The following is a 22,389-nucleotide window of genomic DNA, read 5'->3' on the forward strand; positions in this document are numbered from 1 at the left end:
CGCTTCCTTGTGTCCCTAGCCATGCAGGCCGACCTCAGCGGTTACGTGCCGATTGGCGCGATGGCCCCGCATGCGGCAGCATCCGTTGCAACACGTGGTCTCGCAGAACAAGGCGATGGAACAACGCTGCCGCCACGTGCAGACCAATCAGCGCGAACAGCACCCAGGCAAGGATGCCGTGCACATCCCCCATCTCGTGGCCGAAAGCCGAGCCCGGAGCGCTCAGTGCCGGATACGGCACGAGACCCAGCAACCGAACCGTCCAGCCGCGGGAGGACGCGTTGATCCACCCCAACAGCGGCACTAGCACCAGCGTTGCATAGAGCAGAAGATGCGTGACGCGCGAAGCGATGCTGAAAAACGGCGGCAGGTCGTCCGGCGTGGGTCGGTGCGTCAATCGCCAGATCACCCTTAGCAGGATGACGACGATGAGTGTCGAGCCGACACCGAGATGCCAGGCGATCAATCCGACGGGTTGCGTGTCCTTGTGGACGTCGGGCATCGTCCAGCCAATCATGAACTGCATCGCGATCAACAGGACGGTTAGCCAATGGAGCGCCCGCGCGACTGCGTCATATCCCGGACGCGTGCTTTCCTGGAGGTTTGCCACTCTCACTCCTTAGCTTCGACGGAACGTAATTGCACTTGTAAAACTTCACCTGAGGGCTCTTGATTCGATTGCACACAAATGCGCGTCGCCAAGGTTGAGCAATGCTATCGACTTCAGCTTAAGGAAACCTGATGCCCAACGCGGCGGTCCGTCTGACCAACTCTACGGTCGATCGTCGCGGAATGGCCACGCGGCCAGAAAGTGACCAATGATCGCAAGCCCGGCATCAAATTGGATGCCGTCGAAATTTCGTGGAAGCGCGAGTATTCTCTGCGACGGCGTTCTTGCTGCAAATCTCTCACGTCCTTCCGAACGCCTGTCGCGGGAAATAGACATGCGCCTGATAAGTTGTCTGACTGTTGCACTGATTTCATGCCTGCCACTGCCCGTGGCTTTTTGCACAGTTCGACAGTGAAGAAACGGACGTGCGAAGTGATAGCGAGGTAAAGAATTGCTCGGCACGATGTCCGCCGAACAGCGGGCGGCGACGTTCCTGCTGAATCTGTCTGACCGCCTGAGAATGCGCGGGTATTCGCCGGCCGAATTTCACCTGCGCATGACACGCGAGGAAATCGGCAGCTATCTGGGGATCAAGCTCGAAACAGTGAGCCGGATGTTCTCCAAATTTTCAGCGCGACGGATTGCTCGATACACACGGCAAGGACATCCGGATTCTCGATCACGAGGGCCTTGTGCGGGTTTGAAGCCGGAATCGGCTCACATTCCGGCTCGCGGCGGTCGATGCCACCATCGTGGAACGGCTCAGCCATCAACACCGACCACGCTATCGGATGACGAGCACGGCCGCACCTGTCAGCCTGCCATCGCGCAGATCGCTCAGCGCCCGATTGGCCTCCGTCAGCGGATAACTCGTCGTTTCAATCGTGAGACGCGTCTCGGCTGCAATTCGCATGAAGGCGAGCCCGTCATCGCGGGTCAGATTCGCGACCGACACCACGCGTCGCTCGCCCCACAGAAACGCGTAAGGGAACGACGGAATATCGCTCATGTGAATCCCGCCGCAGACCACCACGCCACCCTTAGCGACCGCTTGCAATGCTTGCGGAACGAGCGCACCGATCGGTGCGAAAAGCAATGCCGCATCGAGTTCGTCGGGCGGCGCCTCGTCGCTGCTGCCCGCCCACGCCGCGCCGAGACGCAGCGCGAGTTGCTGGGCTGCGTGATCGCCGGAGCGCGTGAACGCATACACCGTGCGTTGCTGATGACGCGCAACCTGCGCGACGATATGCGCCGCGGCGCCGAAACCGTAGATGCCGATCCGCTGCGCGTTGCCCACCATGCTCAAGGTGCGATAGCCAATGAGACCGGCGCATAGCAGCGGCGCCGCCTCGATGTCCGTGTACTGCTCCGGCAGATGAAAGCAGTAGCGGCTGTCGGCGACGGTGCGCTCAGCGTAACCGCCGTCGATCGTATAGCCCGTGAAGCCGGGTTCGTCGCACAGATTTTCCCGCGCCGACAGGCAGTAACGGCAATGCCCGCAGGTGTGGCCGACCCACGGCACCCCCACCCGGTCGCCAACGGCGAACCCCGTCACGCCCGCGCCGAGCCTGGCTACCGTGCCGACGATTTCGTGGCCCGGAATGACGGGCCGTTTGGGATGCTCGAGTTCATGGTCCACCAGATGAAGATCGGTGCGACACACGCCGCACGCGTGAATATCGATCAGGATCTGGCCGGGACCGGCGGCGGGGTCGGGCACCTCCTGCTCTCGCAGCGATGCTGCGCTACCGTCGAACACCATTGCACGCATACCGTTCTCCTTGAAACTCCAAGCCGGTTCGCACCGGGAAGGACACGACCGCACTCGGCCGCCTCGCCCGGAATTCACTCGCAAAAACGGAAATAACCGCTGTGTAGGAGCATAGGTTTGCCGCCGATCTCGTTGAGCAACTGTCTCGCCGCGTGTTCGATAGGATGCCGGTTCGAGTTGAACGCGCCAATCAGATCATCTTCGCGCAGGGAAGCGGCACCGAAATGATCTTCGAGCGCTTCGGCGGTAATCGCGCACTGGACGCGAACACCATTCACTTCGGCCGGGAACGCGACGACGAGGTCGCGCGCGCAATACTCAGGACATTCTTCGGGGAAATGGATCTTCATGACCATCACCTGGTTCGCTGCGCAGGAAAGGAAGCTGTAACGGGGCGCGCCACCCTTCGAGGCGGTCGGCCTGCGCGACGCCCGCCTGTCACCAGCATAGGAGCTATGCGCGGCACGTCAAATTCGGGCCGTGCATCCAGGTTGACCGAGGTCAATGGCACACGACTCGCCGCCCCTACTGGTGAGCGTTGCGCAACGGAACGGTTTTTCGCGTTGCGCCGAGCACGCACCGGGGAGGAGGTACTCGCATGGTTTCGCAATCGAATGCACAAGACGCGGACAAACTCTTGCAGAAATCGACATCACGCCGCTGGTCGATGTGATTTGTACTGGTCCTGATTCTTCTGGTCATGGCGCCAATGCTGACCGGATCGCTGCGGATCAATCTTCCAAAGCCGCTCGCAACGGCGTGGGACGCCGCGTTACGAGTCAGGATTTCGCGCCGCCTCACGCCCCCAACTCCGCCGGATGAGCGCACGCGGGATTAACGCCAGTTGCATACTGCTGATCCGGGCACAAAACACCGACCACGCCGGTAGTGAGACCGAACCACCACAGTAGCGACAGTCAATCACCGCACCAGCGCGTTTCTCGCAGCCAGCGCGCCCTACATCCCCCAACGCAACGACGGCGTATGGACCGGGCTGTCCCAGTGGCGGGCCATTTCGTCGTCCAGCACACATAACGTAATCGAGGCGCCCGCCATCTCGAGCGAAGTCGTCAGCGCACCCACCTGTGCCCGGCCGACCTTCAGATCGCGTTGCTGAAGCCACGCGCGCGTCGAGTTGAAGAGCAGGTAAAGCTCGCCAAGCGGTGTTCCACCAAGGCCGTTGATGAGCACCAGCAATTCAGCCCCCGCTTGGGGCTTGAGGTCATCGACGATCGCTTTGAGCAGCTCTCCCGCAATCGCATCGGCGCCTGAGAACTTTGCGCGGCGCCGGCCCGGCTCACCGTGAATGCCCACACCCACTTCGATCTCATCATCGCCAATCTTGAACGTCAGCGTTCCCGCGGCCGGCACGGTGCAACTGCTGAACGCCACACCCATCGAAGCGGTGCGCTTGTTGATCCGGTCGCCGAACGCCTTGCACTGTTCAAGGTCGGCGCCGCTTTCGGCCATGCTGCCTACCAGCTTCTCAACGATCACCGCGCCAGCTACACCACGCCGCCCGGTGGTGTAGCTGGAGTTTTCCACTGCCACGTCATCGTTGATCAGCACCATCGCGTTTGGGATCTCGGACATCTCCGACGCCATTTCGAAGTTCATCAAGTCACCCGAATAATTCTTCACGATGAATAGCACCCCCGCACCGGTATCGACAGCGTCGGCAGCGGCCATCATCTGATCCGGCGTAGGTGATGTGAAGACTTGACCGGGGCAGGCTGCGTCGAGCATTCCATAGCCCACAAAACCGGAGTGCAACGGCTCATGACCCGAACCGCCGCCCGATATCAATGCCACTTTGCCCGGTTTAAGCGTCTTACGACGCACGTACACCGGTTCGTTGTTGAGCACGACCAGGTCGCTATGCGCGGATGCAAATCCCGCCAGACTTTCGGCGAGGAAATCGTCGACGTGGTTGATGAATTTTTTCATGGTCTGGCCTCCTTTCACACCGGGTTGCGCGCCAGATGCGCGCATACGGCGGTGATCATGATCTGACTGGAACGCGCACCAGGGTCGATATGACCGCGCGAGCGTTCGCCCAGAAACGATGCCCGCCCTTTGGTCGCGAGCATATCGCGGGTGGCGAGCATGTTCTGCTCGGCCACCTGCGGCAATTCATCCAGCACTGTTTTTCGCGACGTAAGTGATTCGATGGTCGCAAGCTCCTTGAAGCGCGCGGCAACGGGAATCAGCACGTCCATCATCGTCTTGCTGCCTACGCCCGTCTTACCCCGCTGTCCGACCGCTTCGACGCCCGCCGCAAACATGAGGGCGGTGCCCGCAACATCCAGCGGATTGTTCGCCGATGCTTTCGCCATCCCGTTCAGCAACGAAAAGAACAGCGGCCCGGATGATCCGCCGACCGTCGACAGCACCTTGTTCGCCGCGAGTTCCAACGCGGCCCCTAAGGTTTCCGCTTCGATGTCCGCACGCATTGCAAGCAAGGCCTCCATGCCGCGCAGCAGATTGAAGATGTGATCGCCATCGCCGATCTGCTGGTCGAGTACGGCTATTTCGTCCGTGTGTTCCTTGAGCGCTGCGTATGCGGCGTCGATACACTCCATGACCGTCTTGCCGTTCATGTCGGGATCCTCCTGCCGTCTGCACGGAAATATAAGAGGCTGCGAGCGGGCAGCGAAACGCCCACCGACTGCCCCGGGCTGAAATTGCGCTCGGCCATCGTGGTCGCCACAACCGCAGTTCCTGCGTGCTCCAGAATCAACAGATGACGCAGCGGTGAGTATTCGAGCACCTTCAGGTCGAGTGCGTCGCGTGCATGATGGGTGCCGGGTGAATCACGCGCGTCGCCCTCGTGCAGGACCACGTCTTCAGGACGAATCGCCACGGTCGCGGTGCCGGTCGGCACCGCTGCTGAATCGAACAGCGTTGGCGGCAACAGGTTGATCGGCGGCGAGCCGAGCCGCTGCGCCGCGCTCAATGAAACCGGATTACCGTAGACCTCGCGCGGTGTGCCGAGTTGCACCAGACGGCCGTGTTCAAGAATGCCGATGCGGTCGGCGAGTGTGGTGGCTTCCACCTGATCATGCGTGACATAGAGAATGGTCGCGCCAATCGTACGATGTAGCCGCTTCAGCTCGATACGCAATTCCTCACGCAGTTTTGCGTCGAGCGATGACAGCGGTTCGTCCATCAGAAACACTTTCGGCTCGCGCACGAGCGCACGCCCGATCGCGACTCGCTGCATTTCGCCGCCGGACAAATGCGTTGCCATGTTGTCGAGCTTCGCTTCCATATGCAGCATCTGCGCGACCGCATGCACGCGCGCGCGGACCTGTTCCTCGCTGCTGCGACGACGTGGCGAGCGCAGCGGAAACGCAAGATTGCCGAACACAGTCAGATGCGGATACAACGAGTATTGCTGAAAGATAAACGCGACATCGCGATCGGAAGGATGGACGCCGGTGGCGACCGCGCCGTCGATCAGCACGTCGCCGGCATCGGGACGTTCCAGTCCCGCGACCAGGCGCAGCGTAGTGGTTTTGCCCGCGCCGCTCGGTCCGAGCAACACGACGAATTCCCCGTCTTTAACCTCGATCGACAGGTCGTCCACCGCAACGATGTTGCCGAAGCGCTTCGATACATTACGTAGCTGGACTTCAGCCATGAACGTCTCCGTTGACAGAAAGCGTGGAAGCAGCGCCCGGCAGCAGGCGTTCAGTAGCGGCGTCATAAAGCAGCGTGCGTTCTTTCCGAAACGACAGACCGACGATCGTGCCCGCGGCAACACCAGCGTCTTTGCTTGCCCGCACGCGCACGACGCCAAGCGCGGTTTCAACCGCCAATACCTGGTGCGAGCCGAGGTATTCGTCGGCGATCACCTGACCGCGCAGCGGACCGTGCTCGTCGAGCATGACGTGCTCCGGTCTGATTCCCAGCAATACGTGCGCGGCAGCGGCATCGCAAGGCGGTACGGAAACCGACGCGCCATGCAGACTCACCTGCTCCTGTCCCGCCGTAACCGCCTCGTCGACGGGCAAGAAATTCATGGGCGGACTGCCGATGAAGTTGCCGACGAACACTGTCGCGGGGAAGTGATAAATCTCATGGGGCGAGCCCGCCTGCAACACTTCACCTTGATTCATCACGACGATATCGTCCGCCATGGCCATCGCCTCACTCTGATCGTGTGTGACGTACACCGTGGTGGCGGCGAGCGCGTTGTGCAGTTTGCGCAATTCCAGACACATCAGTTCACGAAAGTCCGCGTCGAGCGTGCCGAGCGGTTCGTCCATCAAGAATGCTTTCGGTTGCCGCACGATCGCGCGGCCGAGCGCCACGCGTTGCCGGTCGCCGCCGGACAGGCCGCCAGTCTTACGATCGAGAATGTTCTCGATGCGCAGCATATGCGCCACTGCATCGACCCGGGCGGCAATCTCGCTGCGCGACACGTGTTCGTTCCTCAGTGGGAAAGCAATGTTATTGCGCACCGTCATATGTGGATACAGCGCAAACATCTGGAACACGAAAGCAATATCGCGTTGCCGCGCGCGCAACGCAGTGACGTCCTCACCATCGATCAGGATCTGCCCGGAAGTCGGCAGCTCCAGCCCCGCGATCATCCGCAGCGTTGTAGTCTTGCCGCAGCCTGACGGTCCGAGCAGCACGACGAAGCGTCCCGCACCGATGGTCAGGCTGGTGTCACGCACCGCGACAAAATCGTCGAAGCGCTTGTGGAGATGAGCGAGAACGATCGTAGACATGATTCAGCCGGGAAAATGGCTGGTGACGACGAACGCAAGCGCGCCCACCAAAAGGACCGGAAACGACCAGGTGAAGAGCGCCAACGAAAACGGCTGCACAAGCATCGCTACACCTAAGCCGATCAGTACCGTCGATGCACCCTCGCTGTAGCTGCGACGTAACAGCCAGCGGTGCGGCGGAATGACTTCGCGTTTCATTTGCGCACGGCTCCGAAGGTGATGCCCCGCAACAGATGCTTGCGCAGCAGGACGGTGAAAAAGAGAATCGGCAGCACGAATAATGTTGTTGCAGCTGCAACGGCCGGCCAGTCCTGACCGCCTTCTCCGATGATGAATGGAATGAATGGCGGCATGGTCTGCGCATCGCCGCTTGTCAGCAGCGAAGCAAATGCGTATTCGTTCCATGCAAAGATCAGGCAGAAGATCGCTGTAGCAGCAATGCCCGTCATCGCTTGCGGCAACACCACCTTCACGAAGGCCTGCAAACGCGTGTAGCCATCCACTAGCGCAGCCTCTTCATACTCGCGCGGGATCTCATCCATGAAACCTTTCAGCAGCCACACCGCAAGTGAGACATTCACCGCCGTGTACAGCACAATCATGCCGACATAGCTGTCGCTCAAACCCAGCGCGCGATACATCAGGTAGATCGGAATGGCGACGGCAATGGGCGGCATCATCCGTGTGGAGAGAATGAAGAACAGCAGATCGTCGGACAGCGGCACCTTGAAGCGCGAAAACGCGTATGCCGCCAGCGTGCCGAGAAATACCGCAAGAAACGTCGAGCCAAATCCAATGACAAGCGAATTCATGAAGCGCGGCAAAACCTTCGACGGTCCGGCGATCACCATGTTGCGCTTGCGCACCTCACGCTCATACCAGGTCCGCGCAGGCGGCAGGCTCGCAATGAACTCAGGTGTCTGCCGCGAGCGGATCGTGAGCAGGTTTACATAGCCTTCCATGGAAGGCTGGAACAGCACGACGGGCGGATACGCTATCGCATCTTCCTGCGTCTTGAAGCTCGTCAGGAAGATCCAGACCATCGGTAACGTAGCAATCAGCGCATACGTGATAACGACCGCAGCCGCGAAGCGCTTGGCGCGCGGAGATGACGCCACCACGGAATGTTGTGTCGTAGTCGGTCTCATCGCTGTTTGATCCGGTTAAGTGCCTTCACGTAAATGTTCGCCGCACCGAATACCGTCACGAAGAGAATGATTGCGAGCGCGGACGAATAACCTGTCTGCCACTTTTCGAACGCGGCACGCTTGAGCGTGATCGATACCGTTTCGGTAACCGAGCCCGGGCCGCCCGATGTCAGCAGGTTCACCATATCGAACATCTTGAAGTTTTCGATGCCGCGAAACAAAACCGCCAGCATCAGGAATGGCATAGTCATGGGCAACGTGATCGACCAGAACTGACGCCACGGCGTCGCGCGGTCCACTTCCGCTGCTTCGTAGATATAGTCGGGAATTGAACGCAGACCCGCCAGGCAGATGAGCATGACGTACGGTGTCCACATCCACGTATCGACCATCACAATGGTCCACGGCGCGAGCGCTACGTCGCCGATCATCTGGAATGACCCCGGCGCGATGCCGGTGAAGAAGCTGACGATATCGTTGAAAAGCCCCGTCTGCGGTTGCAGCAGGAACGTCCAGAAGTTGCCCACTACCGCAGGCGATAGCATCATCGGCAGCAGGATTAGCGTAGTCCAGAAGCTATGTCCGCGGAACTGCCGGTTGATCAGCAATGCAAGACCGAATCCCAGCAGCACCTCCAACCCAACCGACCAGAACACGAAACGCGCGGTCACCTGCATCGCGTACCAGATATCTTCGTCGGTCAGGATGTCGACATAATTGTCAATACCGACGAAACGCGCCGGCACGCTCGGCATGTTCGACTTGAAGTTGGTGAACGACAGGCGAAGCGCCCAGATCAACGGAAAGATGTTGATCGCAAGAAGCAGCAGAATGGTCGGAAGAATGAAGAGCCACGCGATGGCCCGATCCGACAGTCCACTTAGCCGCTTCGCTATGCGCGTTGACGCTCCCGCTTCGAGACTCGTGGGAGAAAATGGCTTATCTGCCAACATGCCTGGCTCCTTTAAGCGGACCAGAGACAGGCCGTTCAGCCGTCGCCGGTCCAGTCAAGTCCAGCTAAAACCTAATACTTCCCTTCTTGCTTAAAGACCTTGGTCCAGTCTTTCACCAGCAGATCCAACGCATCTTTGGCCGTGCCCTTATCGGCCACGACGTAATCGTGCACACGCTTCTGCATGTCGAGCAACAGTTCGGCATAAGCTGGCTCTGCCCAGAAGTCTTTGACGATTGCCATCGACTTCAGGAACGCGGGTGCGAACGGTGCGCTCTTCGGGAAGTCCGGTGCGTCCACCACTGATTTGGCCGCCGAATAGCCGCCCAGTTGCCACCATTTCTTCTGCACGTCAGGTTGCGCAAACCACTTGATATATTCGAGCGCGTCTTCTTTATGGTCCGAGTACGAGACGACCGAGATGCCCTGCCCGCCCAACTGAGTGTATTGCTTCAATTCACGCGGATTGACGAAGAAGCCGATCTTGTCGCCACCGACATTCGGGTCTTTATAAAGCCCTGGAAAGAACGCAAACCAGTTCATCTGCATCGCCACCTGACCCGACTTGAACGCGTCGAGCCCTTCCTGCATGTAGGCGTTGGTCATGCCTGGCGCCGTGCAGCACTTATAGAGTGCCTTGTAGTATTCGAGCCCCTTCACCGCGCCCGGCGAGTTCACGAAGCCATCGAGGTGATAGGGCTTCTTGGGATCCTGATACTCAAAGCCGAAGTTGTACAAGGCATTGGTCACGCCCATCGTGATTCCCTCGGATCCACGCTCCGTGAAGATATACACGCCATAGACTGTCTTGCCGTCAATCTTTCGACCCTGGAAGAATTCCGCAGTCTGCTTGAGTTCATCGAGCGTAGTAGGCGGCGCGAGCTCACGGTTGTATTTCTGCTTGAATTCCGCGCGCAGTTCTGGGCGCGCAAACCAGTCCTTGCGGTAAGTCCATCCGACCGCGTCAGCCATCGCAGGTAAGGCCCAATAGTTCGGCGTATTCTTTGGCCACTCCGAATATCCCACCACCGTTGCCGGCACGAAGTCGTTCATAGAGATCTTGTTCTTGGTGAAGAAGTCGTTGAGCTTTACGTAATGTCCATTGACCGCCGCGCCGCCGATCCACTGACTGTCGCCAATGATCAGATCACACAACTTACCGTGCGAATTGAGTTCATTGATGAATCGGTCGGCATAACTGGTCCACGGTACGAACTCGAACTTCATCTTGATGCCGGTCTTGGTCGTGAAATCCTTCGACAGTTCGACCAGTGCATTGGCGGGATCCCATGCCGCCCAGCAGAGTGTCAACTGCTTGTCCTGTGCCTGCGCGCCCGTTGCAGTGCCGAGCCCCAGCGATATGAGGGTTGCCGCCACTACCCTCGCTGACGTTAGACGTACCATGTCTCTTCTCCTTGTCTTTCTCGGGTCTCCAACCTGATGACATTCAGCGCCCATGCGCCGGGCACCGCATTTCGGCTCTGGCAGATCAGAAGTCGATCCGCGTGTCGCGAGCGTCAGGCATGCGCATTCTCACGAAGATAAATCCGGGTCTCCGGCGTGGGGATGGCAAGCGCCCCCCGGACGTCGTTAAGAAAATTAATCGCGGCGAGCCCAGCCCAATGGACAATGCCGCGCACGTCCTGATCGAGTATCACGTCGATCGCACGTTCCGACAGTTGGGTGCGGGTCTCCGCAGTGCATTCGTGGCCAACCAGGACGAGGTGAACCTTGTCACCGGACTCCTGCAATGCCGCTGCAATGCCGGAGATACCGCCGCCCGTCACATACACGCCGACCAGGTCCGCATGGCGCGCACTTAAGCCCTGTACGGCAAGACCGGCGCCATCGTCGTCTTCGGCGAAGTCCGGTTCGGCGATCCAGCGCAGGTTGCGGAAGTCCTCCTCCAACACTTGCGAAAAGCCGGTGCGACGTTCCACCTGGTCATGCAGACGAGACGATCCCGATAGCACGGCAACAGTGCCAAGCTTCGCGCAAAGGAAGCGCCCCATCAGTAGTCCTGCCGTGCGTCCGGCAATCCTGTTGTCGACACCCACGTACGCGGCGCGCCGGCTTGCGGGTAAATCGGAGAATACTGTGACGACTGGCACGTGAGCGTCGCTCATCTCTTCGATGAAACGCTCAACCCACGGATAGTCGAGAGGTGCGAGAACCAGCGCGTCGTAGTCGATCACTTCAGCGGCGAATGCCGCGGTCTCGCGTTGGCTGGAAAAATCGCAGCGGTAAAACGAAGGCGTTATGCGATGCTCGCGAAAGAAGCTGGCCGACAGCGCAATATCTCGCTCGACGTGATCGAGAAAGCGGGAGTTCACTTGCGGCAGCACGAACGCGACTCGGAACGAGCTGACCTTTGCGGGCCGGCCGCGGCTCGCCCGCTCATCACGCAGATTCGCGAGTGCGAGATGCACGCGTTCGGCAGTTTCCGGACGCACAGCCTGATCGTCGCGCAGGACACGATCGACCGTGGCCACGCTGACGCCAGCCCGACGCGCAATCATCGTACGAGTAGCCGGCATGGGTCTCCTCCGGTGCCGAGCGAAGAATTGTTTTGTTTTACTGAAGGTAGTTTTTTCTAAAAAAAATGCAAGCTTTTTCTCCAAGGAAAAAGCGTCATTGCTTTTATGAACAGAGCGACCCTTGATAGGGCTGCGAGCGCAAGGGACGGCGCAGCGGGCACGGGATCGCGAATCGCACTGAGAGTTGACGGCGTGCGGCGGCGCCTGGCGCCCGAAGAGAGAATCCCGGCCAACTAGCTACGGTCCGCGGTTTGTAGTTGATCTTCGCAGGCACCCACGACGCTTGAACGGTGGTGCACGAGGAATTTGAAGTCATCGTTTACCGCGTTGAACGCAGCGACTCCATGGGAGATTGGGGTGACGTCGGGCGGCGAGCGAGTTCTGGAGCAATGAAGTGCTCGCGTGTGCTTTGGGTCGCACAAATGGAAACGGCCGTTTACCGACCCAGGTCTATTCACAATTCATTAGCCGAAGCGATCCGCCTCGGCCGTCCCACGCTCACGACACCGCCAAACACATACCTTTGCTGCGACACGGACGGATTGTTACGGCAGTGCGCCGTTTCGGCTCGATAGATGAGCGACGGCTTTCCGGGCAGCACTGCGGGCGGCGATTAACCTCGAGGGGCATTCCGCGCGTGTGACATTGGCGGCCACACTGTCGCCGCGCAGCGGCCCGTCTCGATGCGGGGCCGCTACCCGTGCTTCGATCCGACGACGTCCAGCACCTCCGACGACGGCGCGGGTGTCGCGGTCAGTGCAGCCACCGACGCTGCTTCCGACGAAACCAATCCATTCAACCTTCGTTCGGATCATATGGCGACGCCCGGTTTTCAAGCTTCCATTTCTTCTCAGCTTCCGTATCAGGCCGAGGTGGTCGAATGCCGTCGATCAACCACAGTTCTCGCGGCGTTTCGCCGACGTGCAACTCGTAGTGATAGCCTCGATCCTGGACGAATGGCGCAATCGCAGCGTTCGCCTTGCGCAGCCAGGACGCCGTCCACTCGACGTCCTTGGAAATGTGTCTGGCGAATTGGTCTAATCTGATTCTGACAAAGTCGCTTCGCGGCTCACCCCCCATGAAGAAGGAGTCTTTCGGCTGTTCATGAAACAGAACCCCTACGTAGAAGCGAGGAATGATGTAAATGTCGGCGATTCGCTTGGCCATTTCCTGCTTGTCATCTGCCGTGTAGGCGCCGACCGGATGATAGATGTTCCACAAAGGCATTTTTGTCTCCATGCATCAATAGATGCCGCGTCTCTTAAGTCAGAACATCTAAGTCTCTTGCGAGAAATGATGAACTTGACATCAGTGAGGCGGCGGTATCGGTAGCCCAGGGACAGGCTACCGGTTAAAACCATTGCTCCTCACAGCGCAGCGTTCTTAGGGAAGGCGATCCCGCTCGGCACCGTAGCACGCTCTTACCCCGTTGTATTGGCGACCGGGAAGGCCGAGTATGCTGCGAGCCTCGTCAGGCGTTGCCACGTCTGCGCCGATACTTTTGACGATAGCTACCGCACGTTTAACCAGTGCCGCGTTGCCCGGTGCCAGTTCGCCTTTGGCAAGATAAAGATTGTCCTCGAGACCGACGCGGACATGGCCGCCAAGAATCACGCTTTGCGCCACGATCGGAAATTGGGCGCGCGAGATGCCGAACGCCGACCAATGCGCATTCTCGGGCAGATACCGCTTCATCTGAAGGAGGCTCTCGGTGTCGGCGGAGGCTCCCCATGGAACACCAAGACACAACTGGAACAGCGGAGCCTGCAGAATCCCCTGCGTTTCGATCAGGTGGCGCGCGAGGCGCACGTGCCCGAGATCGAATACCTCGATTTCCGGCTTCACGCCTGCTTCCTCAATCAAGGTTGCCATTTTGACGAGATGGTCGGGCACGTTGACGAATGCGCGATTGCCGAAGTTCATGGTCGCTACGTCCAGAGTGCAGATTTCCGGACGCAACTCGAGCACATGTTGGACGCGGGCCTCGGGCGTCATCATCGTACTCAATTCACTTCCCCGGTTCGGGTCTTCGTCGCTCGGAACGAAACGTGCACCCGGGCCCGTCGTCAGATTGATCAATATCGGGCACCCACTACCGCGGATACCGGAAACGACTTCTTTATAGAGCGACAGCTCAGTGCTTGGAACACCAGTCCTGGGGTCACGAACATGGATGTGCGCGATGCTCGCACCGGCCTCACATGCAGCAATCGCTTCATTGGCGATTTGCTCGGGCGTCACGGGCACTGCAGGGCTCAGCCGCGGGGTATCGTCGCTTCCAGTTATCGCGCAACTGATAATCGTCTTGTTCATCATAGTGTTCGGTCAAAGGGAAAGAGGAACGAGGCGCCACAATCGCGCCCTTCGTCATGGGAGCAGCGTCAGGCTCCCCGTTCAAGCGGCCCGTGCAGGGCCGAACGGTGCCGCCCCGACGGGGGCAACCCTGATCAGCTTCTTGTTGACGAACTCGTCGAAGCCCAACTGAGACAGCTCCCGGCCAAAACCTGAACGCTTGACGCCACCGAATGGCAGTTCCGCCGCCGTGCCGAACGGCTGATTGACGAACACCATGCCGCTGTCGATCTGCGCGGCGACCCGCTCGCCGCGTTCGGTATCCGCGGTGAACACCGACGCGCCAAGACCGAATGGCGTGCCATTGGCGAGCGCGATCGCGGCGGCTTCGTCCTCGACGACGTGGAAAGCGGCGACCGGGCCGAACAGTTCTTCGGCAAATACCGGGTTTTTCGGCGCGATGTCGGTTAGAACAGTCGGTTGCAAGTAGAAACCCGGGCGCTCGACGCGCTTGCCGCCACATGCGATGCGCGCGCCGTGCAATGTCGCGCGATCGATCTGCGCAAGCAGCAGATTCAGCGCGCGCTCGGATGCTACCGGGGCGACGGCGGTCGCCGGATCGGCCGGATCACCGGTCTCGAGCGCTGCCATCCGCTTCGCGAAGCCTTCGAGGAATGCGTCGCCGCGTGCCTTGCCGACCACGATGATGCGCTTGGAACTGACGCATAGTTGACCTGAGTTGAACATGCGGCCCGCGACCGCGCTCTGGATCGCCCAGTCGAGCGGCGCATCCTCGAGTACGATAAACGGATCGCTGCCGCCCAGTTCGAGCACGACTTTCTTCAGATTGCGGCCGGCACGCTCGGCGACGGCGGCGCCGGCGCGCTCGCTGCCCGTCAGCGTCACACCCTGGACGCGCGGATCGTCGATGACGCGCCCGGCCTGCTCGATCGAGATGAACAGATTCGTATATACGCCTTCGGGCGCACCCGCTTCCTCGAACAGTCGCGCGAAGGCCAATGCCGATTGCGGCACGTTTTCGGCATGCTTGAGCAGCAGGACGTTACCCACCATCAGTTGGGGCCCGGCCACTCGCGCAATCTGGTAGTACGGTAAGTTCCACGGCTCGATGCCTAGCAGCACGCCGACCGGCTCGATGTGCACGGCCGCGCCGGGCGCTTCTGCAAGCGGCCGGGGCTGCAGATAGGTTTGTGCGTGCTTCGCGTAGTAGTCGAGAATGCTGGCCGCCGATTCGACTTCCCTAAGCGCTTCACCGCTGCGTTTGCCCATTTCCAGCGTCAGATAGCCGGCGTATTCGACAGCCTTTTCCCGCAACAGCGCCGCGGCGCGCGACACAATGCGCGCCCGATCGCTGACCGGACGGCGGCGCCAATCGGTTTCAAAAGCGCGATGCGCGGCAGCGAGCTTCGCTTCGAGCAATTGGTCGGATATGTCGTCGTAGGTGGCGAGCAGTTCGCCGGTAGCAGGATTGACAGTCGTGTACGGCATGGAGTTCTCCGCAAAAAGGTTGGCATTGAGTCACCGCATTGACTAATGTTAACGCCGTTATCTCACCTTCCGACTAAATTTTTTGACCAGGAATAACCCTCATTGAACTTGATGTTAACGGTGTTACTATGATCAGGTATTTTTTAAATTGAGGAAGCGAAATGGCAAAGGGATATTGGGTGGCAGCGTATCGGGCGGTCCATGACGCAAGCAAACTCGCGGCGTACGGCGTCCTCGCGACACAGGTGGTGAAAGCAGCCGGCGGGAAATTCCTGGTGCGAGGCGGCGAGGTCGTTGCGTTCCAGGCGGGTCTCAAGGAACGGACCGTCGTGGTCGAATTTCCGAGCTTCGAACAGGCTCTTGCCACGTTTCAGAGCGAGGCTTATCAGAAAGCGTTGGCCGTACTGGCGGACGGAGCGGAAAGGGACGCGCGCGTCGTCGCAGGCGTCGATGACTGAGAGGCTCGCTGGAGGCCAACGAGGCCGGGTGCACTGTATGACAGCGCGAGCGTTGTTCACCCAGGGGCCGCCAGCATTCCATCACACGCCTGATGTCCAGGCTATCTGATGGTTGAAGTGCTTCGCGACGCACGGACGGGACCAACCTCAGGTCTTGACGGGCACACGTATATCGAATCGATCGTGTCATTCTGTTGTCGTTCGGTATGCTACCGATATCGCATCACAGACTGCATTACGACGTTCGAATAGTCGAACCCCGTCTCGGGTCTCGCCGTAGTCTGATTGTCTTTGCTGCTGCAAAGAAACGAACCTCTCCAGTCCTTCCTTTTTCGGCCAGGGAAAACGCTGGTAACAGAACAACACTCTCATGTTATGCTTGTTAACATATAAATCGAAAAACACTTGAACCTGACGAAATGGAGCAAGAATGGACGAAGCAATTGTTCTGAAAGAACTCAAAGGTCATGTGACGGTTCTTACGATGAACCGTCGCCCACATAACCTGATGGGTCCGACGCTGTATCGCGCGCTACTCGAAGAATTCGACGAAGCGGTGAAACGCGGCTCGCGCGCGATCCTGCTGCGCAGCGGTCTGCGGCACTTCTCGGCCGGTGCCGAAGTCTCGCTTTTTCCGGATCGCATTGCCAGGCAGGGCAAGGCGCTGATGGATCCGCTCGAGGTGCTTCGCGGCTTCGAGACACTACCGATCCCGATCGTCGTCGCGGTGAACGGTACATGCCTTGGCGGTGGCTTTGAAGTGGCGCTCGCCTGCGACTTCAGCGTGGTCGCCGAATCGGCCAAAATCGGGTCAGTCGAGGTCGCGCTCGGCCTGCATCCGCTGCTCGGCGGCATCCAGCGTCAGGTGATGCGGGCCGGCCCAGCGCGTGCAAAAGAGCTCGCGATGCTCGGCCGCCGCTACGACGCGGCAACGCTCGAACGCTGGGGCCTGATCAATCTCGTCGTGCCCGACGACAAACTCGATGAAGTCGCGCTGTCGGTTGCTCAGGAACTGGCGGCCGGCCCGACCATCGCGCATGCCGCGACCAAGCAGCTCATACGGGTCGCGGTCAACGAGGGTGTCGCTGCCGCCGACGAAGCGATGTTCGAATTGCAGAAGCCGATCTGGGCGTCGCAAGATCTCAAGCGTGGACTTGAGGCCTTCGATACCGCCGGCCCCGGTACCGCCACTTTCGAAGGGAATTGACATGGCCGGACCACTCGAAGGAATCAAGGTCGTCGATTTTTCGCGGGTGCTGGCAGGTCCGCTGTGCGCCCGGACGCTGGCCGATCTCGGCGCCGACGTTATCAAGATCGAGCCGCCGCGGCCCGATGTGTCGCGTGCCGCATTTCCGAATCGCGACGGCATGTCGGGCTACTACGCGCAGCAAAATAGCGGCAAACGCAACGTCAGCATTGATCTGAACGCGCCGCACGCACGAGAGCTTGTGCTACGCCTGTGCGACGAGGCGGACATCATCGTAGAGAATTTTCGGGCCGGCACGCTCAAAGGGTTTGGACTCGACTACGAGACGCTCGCGAGGCGCAATCCAAAGCTGGTCTACGTCTCCATCACCGGATACGGCCAGCGCGGCCCCTGGGCCTCGCGCATGGCCTACGCGCCGACAGTGCAGGCTGAAACGGGATTCACGCACAACACATTGCGCCATTTCGACAGCGCGGGTGACGGCCCCAGGTGGACCGATCCCCTGTCGCACGCGGACGTCTATGCTGGCCTGCAAGCGACGATCGCCGTGCTCGCAGCAATGCGCAAACGTGAAGTAACGGGGCGCGGCCAATACATCGACGTGGCGATGGCTGCCGTGATGCTGTCGATCAACGAACGCGCTCACTTCGATCTCGCGGGTGTCGATACCGGTGCAGAGCCAGGCATTCTCGGCGCCGCCGACGGCCCGCATTTTGTCGGCCCCGGCGGCGAAGAGTTCGTGGCAGCGCAAAGCATCATCGGCAGCAACACGTTTCCGAATTACTTGCGCGCCATGCGCCGTATGGACCTTGCGCAGGATCCACGCTTCAGGACCGCTGAGCGCCGCCTGCAGAACTACAAGGCACTGCACGCAGTGATCCAGACGTGGATGCTCTCGTTCCGCGATCTCAGGACGCTCGATGCGCAGCTCGACGAGGCCAAGATCGCGATAGGCCAGATCCGTACGCTGAAGGAATTGGCAGAGACCGATTGGGCGAAGCAGTGGGGTGCTGTGCACGAGGTCCCGGATCGCCGCGGCGGTTCGTATCTCATCCACGGCTATCCATGGCGCTTTTCCGATGACGAGCTTGGAATGCGCAGCGCACCGGCATTTCGCGGCGAACACAACGAGCAGGTGTTCCGCGGTGCGGGCTTGTCGGAGGGCGAGGTTCGCCGGGCGATTGATGCGGGCATTCTGGTCGGCGGCCCGCCACCGTCCGCGAAGGAGATCGACGCCGCTGTTGTTGCGGAAGCACGGGCCAACTAAATGCAACCGCGTGTCGCGGCGCGCTAACGGGCTGTAGCCCGTGCGCAAGCGCTGTCGCGACTGTTGCACGTGACAGGCGGCGTCTTGCACTGACACGCCACCGTCTCGAGCGGTCGATTGCGCTGGAGTGAAACATGATCGTTACGATAGATGAGACCCACGACGCCGCGGCGCTCAGTTGGGTTGAAAGCGCCAATGCGCTGGAAACCGATTTCCCCTTGCAGAACCTCCCTCTCGGCGTATTTCGTACAGAGGCAAACCTTATGCCGCGAATCGGTGTGCGCATCGGCGATGCTGTTCTCGATGTGCATCGATTGCTCTTGGCGGACGCAATTGAGGTGCATTCGCCCGAAGACGACGCACTGCGGCAGAACACCTTGAATGCATGGATGGCGATGGGACGGGTGTCTTCGTCGGCATTGCGGCGCAAACTGTTTGCGCTGCTGCATTCGTGCACGGAAGGGGCGGTTCGCGAGACCGTGTCGAATTGTCTGGTGCCCGCGAGCGCATGCACGATGATGTTGCCATCGCAGATTGGAGATTTCACCGACTTTTATACGTCGATTTATCACGCGAGACGGGCCGGCGAACTCGTGAGGCCGGACGCACCCGTCCATCCCAACTTCAGAAGCATGCCGATTGCCTATCACGGACGAGCGTCGTCGGTGACGGTCAGCGGTGAGCCATGCCGTCGGCCACTCGGACAAACCAGTGCGACGAGTGGATATCGGCCGACGACCAAGCTCGATTTCGAGCTCGAAGTCGGCTTTTACGTGGGCGGGAACACGCATGCGATGAAGCGGTTGTCCGTCGACTCCGCTGAAGATCACCTGTTCGGTCTCTGCCTTGTCAACGACTGGTCCGCGCGGGACATCCAGCGCTGGGAAAGCGCACCGCTGGGTCCCTTTCTGGCGAAGAGCTTTATGACCAGTGCGTCGCCATGGGTGGTCACGGCAGAGGCGATTGCGCCATTCAGGGTTGCCGCGCCAATACGTGGCGACGACGCGCCGCCGCTTGCGGCACAACTTACGTCGGCTTCCCACACAGCCTCGGCAGCCATCGACATCTCCCTGCGCGCCACGCTGCAAAGCCGAAGCATGAGGCAGGCGGGCATAGCCGGCGTCGATATGGCGAACCCCAACTTCAAAGATCAGTACTGGTCCGTATCGCAGATGCTGACCCACCACGCCAGCAACGGGTGTCCGTTGCGCAGCGGTGATCTGATTTCGAGCGGCACCGTATCGGGACCCGAGCGCGCTGACAGCGGATGTTTGCTGGAGCGGACCCGCGACGGGCGGGAACCGATCACTCTGCCGACGGGCGAAGTGCGAACGTATCTCGAAGACGGGGACACCGTCTCTTTCTCCGGCCGATGCAGGCGGGCAGGTTTCAGGACGATCGGCTTCGGAGTGTGCGTCGCAGAAGTGAACGGCGACCTTTGATAACCGCAGTGCGCCTCGTATTACCGGTATCAACACAACACGTCGGAGGACCGAATGGAAGTGGTGAAGCAAGCCTGTGTAGACGGGTCATCATCAGATGACAACGCCCTCCTGCGGAAAGCCTACGCTTCGGCCCAATGGAGAATACTGCCGATATTGTTTGGCCTATGGATGCTGGCGTGGGTCGGTCGTTCGAACGTTGCTTTTGCGAAGTTGCAGATGGTCGTGGATCTGCGATTCAGCGAAACGGTATATGGATTGGGCGCCGGGCTTTTCTTCGTCGGCTATGTGCTGTTCGGCGTGCCTACGACCATGCTGCAAAAAAAGTTCGGTGCACGCGCTGTGCTTGCCGGTGTCGCCGGCGGCTGGGGCATGACGAGTGTTGCGATGACGTTCGTCAATAGCGCACCGACGTTCTACGCGTTGAGGTTCCTGCTCGGTGTATTCGAGGCCGGGTTCTACCCAGGTGTAGTGTTGTACTTCAATGCGTGGTTCCCGGGGACAAGGCGTACCCGCAATTTCAGTATTTTCCACTCCGGGTCGCTCTTCTCGACCGTCATGATTGGCTTGACGGGGGGATTCGTGCTCGAGCACTTAAACGGACTGGCCGGCTTTCAGGGCTGGCGATGGATGTTCTTCACTCAAGCTATCCCAACGATCGTGTTGGCGTGCGTCGCGTTCGCGATACTTCCGGATCTGCCCGGCGGCGCGAAGTGGCTTTCGGCGCGACAGCGTGAACTCATCGAGGACGATCTCAGGAAGAATGCCGAAACGATGGACGACATCGGCGTAGACGAGCGTCCCCTGTTACTCAACCCCGCTGTCTGGATCCTGAGCGCCGCTTACTTCTGCCTCCTTGCCGCCACCGCGGCACTGTTTTTCTTCTCCCCGACGATACTGCGTGAGGCGGGATTCGGCGGGTACAATGAGATTGGCCGTGCCGTTGCCGGTGCCTGCATTCTGGGGGCATTGGGCAATGTGCTCATCTGCAGCATCGGGGGCGCCCCGCATCGCCGCCGGCTCTTCTGTGCGCTGGCGTCGGTCTTCACTGCGGTAAGCCTCTCGGCGCTCGTGTTTGTTTGGCACAGCAGTACCACCGCGACTTTCTTCCTGCTTGTTCTTGGCTTCGCGGGAACGGGAGCTGGCATAACGCTCTTCTGGCAGATGTCTGTCGGCCTGCTCAGCGGTAAGTCGCTGATCGTTGGCGTGCCGTTAATCAGTTCCGTCGCCAATGTCGCTGGCTTCGTTACGCCCTTTGTGATCGGGTATGTTCGCGACGCAACGGGAACTTATGCGAGTGGATTCATCATGGTGGCCTGTGTCCAGGCACTTGGCGTCGTTGTTCTTCTGTTCGGCGTGCAGCGCATTGTCAGGAGGCGATCGCCGGTTGGCGATATATCGGTTAAAAGTGCAACGTGATTAGTCGATGCCGACGTGGGGCCGCGGCAAGTACCCGCGTTTTGCACCGAAAAGCCGTTCCGGGCACTGCGCACCTCTGAGCGGCCAGGCCTGCGATGTATTCCGACGCCCGGCCCCGCAACTGAGCCGCTAGAATGCTTGTAGCGACGCATGCTTGTTTAACATGCGATCCGCGATATTGCGTGCCTCTTTGCGCAGAATTTATAATCATTTCCTTGTTTTGCTCCTCGAACGAAGGTCACGTGAGCCCCAAGTCATCTATCCCGAAGAATGCGGATTACCACCATGGCAATCTGCGCAACGCGCTCATCGAAGCGGGGCGCAGCGCGCTCATGGAGGTATCGGCACAAGACTTGAGCCTGCGTTACCTCGCGCGCATGGTGGGCGTATCAGAAGCCGCGCCCTCGCGACATTTTGCGGGTATCGACGAACTGCTGGCCACGATCGCGGCAAGCGGCTATCGTGACCTCGCTGCGCTGCGCGTTGCGATCCGTGATAGCGAGGATACGGCGCTTGCCAAAGCGTACCGGATGATGCGGGTGTATGTTGAGTTCGCGCAGCGCCACAATGGGCTGTTCGGTCTGATGATCGGGCCTCGCATCGTGGCGCATCAAGCGTATCCAGAACTCGCCGAGGAAAGTAACAGGTCGTTCGGGTTGTTTTCCGAGACGATCGAGGCGCTGGCTATCGAGAGTGGTTGGGCCCACTCCGATCTCAAACTCGTGACCCATACCGCGTGGAGTACGGAGCATGGTCTCGCCACACTGCTCCTGGCCAACCGCGCGCCGCGCGCGGACACGAAAGTGGCGATACCCAAGTTGATCGACTTCGTCGTGATGACACTACTTGGCGCCATCACGGCGGGTCCGGATCATCTCCAGAGCGTGATTCAGCAATGCGCGCCCCTTCAGAAGCCAGCGGTTACACGCACGGCTCGAAAGCGCGCCAAAGCGTAGTTGTCGTCGCTATCGAGAACGCGGCACCGGTGACGCGCTCTGGAATATCGTTTTGAACGCGCCTTAGGCCGACAATCGACCC

21 protein-coding genes and 1 pseudogene are annotated in these 22,389 nt (G+C 59.9%); 7 read left to right on the forward strand and 15 right to left on the reverse strand.

Annotated features, from left to right (window positions below; translation table 11 throughout):
- Positions 1–34: 34 nt before the first annotated feature.
- Positions 35–610, reverse strand: a complete 576-nt coding sequence (locus B0G74_RS31150) for a cytochrome b (protein WP_132379652.1) — start codon at positions 608–610, stop codon at positions 35–37.
- A 451-nt stretch (positions 611–1,061) separates the two neighbouring features.
- On the opposite strand from B0G74_RS31150, the pseudogene B0G74_RS31155 reads away from it, so the two are divergent.
- Positions 1,062–1,314, forward strand: a pseudogene (locus tag B0G74_RS31155) (helix-turn-helix domain-containing protein); the annotation flags it as partial.
- A gap of 80 nt (positions 1,315–1,394) precedes the next feature.
- Here B0G74_RS31155 and B0G74_RS31160 read toward each other — a convergent pair.
- The 14 genes from B0G74_RS31160 to B0G74_RS31225 all read right to left on the reverse strand — a co-directional run bounded on the left by B0G74_RS31160 (position 1,395) and on the right by B0G74_RS31225 (position 15,558).
- A complete protein-coding gene (locus tag B0G74_RS31160; RefSeq protein ID WP_132379654.1) occupies positions 1,395–2,381 on the reverse strand; it encodes a zinc-dependent alcohol dehydrogenase family protein in 987 nt (328 codons plus the stop codon).
- A gap of 74 nt (positions 2,382–2,455) precedes the next feature.
- Positions 2,456–2,740 carry a DUF1488 domain-containing protein gene (locus tag B0G74_RS31165; protein WP_132379656.1) on the reverse strand — a complete coding sequence of 95 codons (285 nt, stop codon included), beginning with the start codon at positions 2,738–2,740 and terminating at the stop codon, positions 2,456–2,458.
- 598 nt (positions 2,741–3,338) lie between these two features.
- Positions 3,339–4,328, reverse strand: coding sequence for a dihydroxyacetone kinase subunit DhaK (dhaK, locus tag B0G74_RS31170; RefSeq protein ID WP_132379658.1), 990 nt, complete (start codon positions 4,326–4,328; stop codon positions 3,339–3,341).
- Positions 4,329–4,342: 14 nt separating this feature from the next.
- Positions 4,343–4,981, reverse strand: coding sequence for a dihydroxyacetone kinase subunit DhaL (gene dhaL, locus B0G74_RS31175; protein ID WP_132379660.1), 639 nt, complete (start codon positions 4,979–4,981; stop codon positions 4,343–4,345).
- A complete protein-coding gene (locus tag B0G74_RS31180; RefSeq protein WP_132379662.1) occupies positions 4,978–6,024 on the reverse strand; it encodes an ABC transporter ATP-binding protein in 1,047 nt (348 codons plus the stop codon). The genes dhaL and B0G74_RS31180 overlap by 4 nt, the downstream gene beginning before the upstream one ends.
- Positions 6,017–7,120 (reverse strand): ABC transporter ATP-binding protein, encoded by a 1,104-nt coding sequence (locus tag B0G74_RS31185; RefSeq protein WP_132379664.1) that lies wholly within the window; start codon positions 7,118–7,120, stop codon positions 6,017–6,019. Before B0G74_RS31185 ends, B0G74_RS31180 begins: the two co-directional genes overlap by 8 nt.
- A 3-nt stretch (positions 7,121–7,123) precedes the next feature.
- Positions 7,124–7,318 (reverse strand): hypothetical protein, encoded by a 195-nt coding sequence (locus B0G74_RS31190; RefSeq protein ID WP_132379666.1) that lies wholly within the window; start codon positions 7,316–7,318, stop codon positions 7,124–7,126.
- Positions 7,315–8,268 (reverse strand): carbohydrate ABC transporter permease, encoded by a 954-nt coding sequence (locus B0G74_RS31195; protein WP_132379668.1) that lies wholly within the window; start codon positions 8,266–8,268, stop codon positions 7,315–7,317. The genes B0G74_RS31190 and B0G74_RS31195 overlap by 4 nt, the downstream gene beginning before the upstream one ends.
- The gene (locus tag B0G74_RS31200) at positions 8,265–9,221 is read right to left on the reverse strand and encodes a sugar ABC transporter permease (RefSeq protein WP_132379670.1); all 957 of its coding nucleotides are present in this window, start codon (positions 9,219–9,221) and stop codon (positions 8,265–8,267) included. Before B0G74_RS31200 ends, B0G74_RS31195 begins: the two co-directional genes overlap by 4 nt.
- A gap of 71 nt (positions 9,222–9,292) precedes the next feature.
- The gene (locus B0G74_RS31205) at positions 9,293–10,624 is read right to left on the reverse strand and encodes an ABC transporter substrate-binding protein (RefSeq protein ID WP_132379672.1); all 1,332 of its coding nucleotides are present in this window, start codon (positions 10,622–10,624) and stop codon (positions 9,293–9,295) included.
- A 113-nt stretch (positions 10,625–10,737) separates the two neighbouring features.
- On the reverse strand, positions 10,738–11,757 hold the full coding sequence (locus B0G74_RS31210; protein WP_132381206.1) for a LacI family DNA-binding transcriptional regulator: 1,020 nt from the start codon (positions 11,755–11,757) through the stop codon (positions 10,738–10,740).
- Positions 11,758–12,552: 795 nt separating this feature from the next.
- Positions 12,553–12,984 carry a tautomerase family protein gene (locus B0G74_RS31215; RefSeq protein ID WP_132379674.1) on the reverse strand — a complete coding sequence of 144 codons (432 nt, stop codon included), beginning with the start codon at positions 12,982–12,984 and terminating at the stop codon, positions 12,553–12,555.
- A 156-nt stretch (positions 12,985–13,140) separates the two neighbouring features.
- Positions 13,141–14,073, reverse strand: a complete 933-nt coding sequence (locus B0G74_RS31220; protein ID WP_132379676.1) for a 3-keto-5-aminohexanoate cleavage protein — start codon at positions 14,071–14,073, stop codon at positions 13,141–13,143.
- A gap of 78 nt (positions 14,074–14,151) precedes the next feature.
- Positions 14,152–15,558, reverse strand: coding sequence for an NAD-dependent succinate-semialdehyde dehydrogenase (locus tag B0G74_RS31225; RefSeq protein WP_132379678.1), 1,407 nt, complete (start codon positions 15,556–15,558; stop codon positions 14,152–14,154).
- A 161-nt stretch (positions 15,559–15,719) separates the two neighbouring features.
- On the opposite strand from B0G74_RS31225, the gene B0G74_RS31230 reads away from it, so the two are divergent.
- The 6 genes from B0G74_RS31230 (at position 15,720) to B0G74_RS31255 (ending at position 22,307) form a co-directional block, all read left to right on the forward strand.
- Complete coding sequence (locus B0G74_RS31230; RefSeq protein WP_132379680.1) at positions 15,720–16,016, forward strand: DUF1330 domain-containing protein; 297 nt, start codon at positions 15,720–15,722, stop codon at positions 16,014–16,016.
- A gap of 430 nt (positions 16,017–16,446) precedes the next feature.
- Positions 16,447–17,223 (forward strand): enoyl-CoA hydratase/isomerase family protein, encoded by a 777-nt coding sequence (locus B0G74_RS31235; RefSeq protein ID WP_132379682.1) that lies wholly within the window; start codon positions 16,447–16,449, stop codon positions 17,221–17,223.
- Position 17,224: 1 nt separating this feature from the next.
- Positions 17,225–18,490, forward strand: a complete 1,266-nt coding sequence (locus B0G74_RS31240; protein WP_132379684.1) for a CoA transferase — start codon at positions 17,225–17,227, stop codon at positions 18,488–18,490.
- 134 nt (positions 18,491–18,624) lie between these two features.
- The gene (fahA, locus tag B0G74_RS31245) at positions 18,625–19,932 is read left to right on the forward strand and encodes a fumarylacetoacetase (RefSeq protein ID WP_132379686.1); all 1,308 of its coding nucleotides are present in this window, start codon (positions 18,625–18,627) and stop codon (positions 19,930–19,932) included.
- A 54-nt stretch (positions 19,933–19,986) separates the two neighbouring features.
- A complete protein-coding gene (locus tag B0G74_RS31250; RefSeq protein ID WP_132379688.1) occupies positions 19,987–21,351 on the forward strand; it encodes an MFS transporter in 1,365 nt (454 codons plus the stop codon).
- Positions 21,352–21,485: 134 nt separating this feature from the next.
- On the forward strand, positions 21,486–22,307 hold the full coding sequence (locus B0G74_RS31255; protein WP_132379690.1) for a TetR/AcrR family transcriptional regulator: 822 nt from the start codon (positions 21,486–21,488) through the stop codon (positions 22,305–22,307).
- The last annotated feature ends 82 nt before the right edge of the window (positions 22,308–22,389 follow it).

The organism is Paraburkholderia sp. BL9I2N2, assembly GCF_004339745.1.
In the GTDB taxonomy this organism is placed as follows: Bacteria; Pseudomonadota; Gammaproteobacteria; order Burkholderiales; family Burkholderiaceae; genus Paraburkholderia.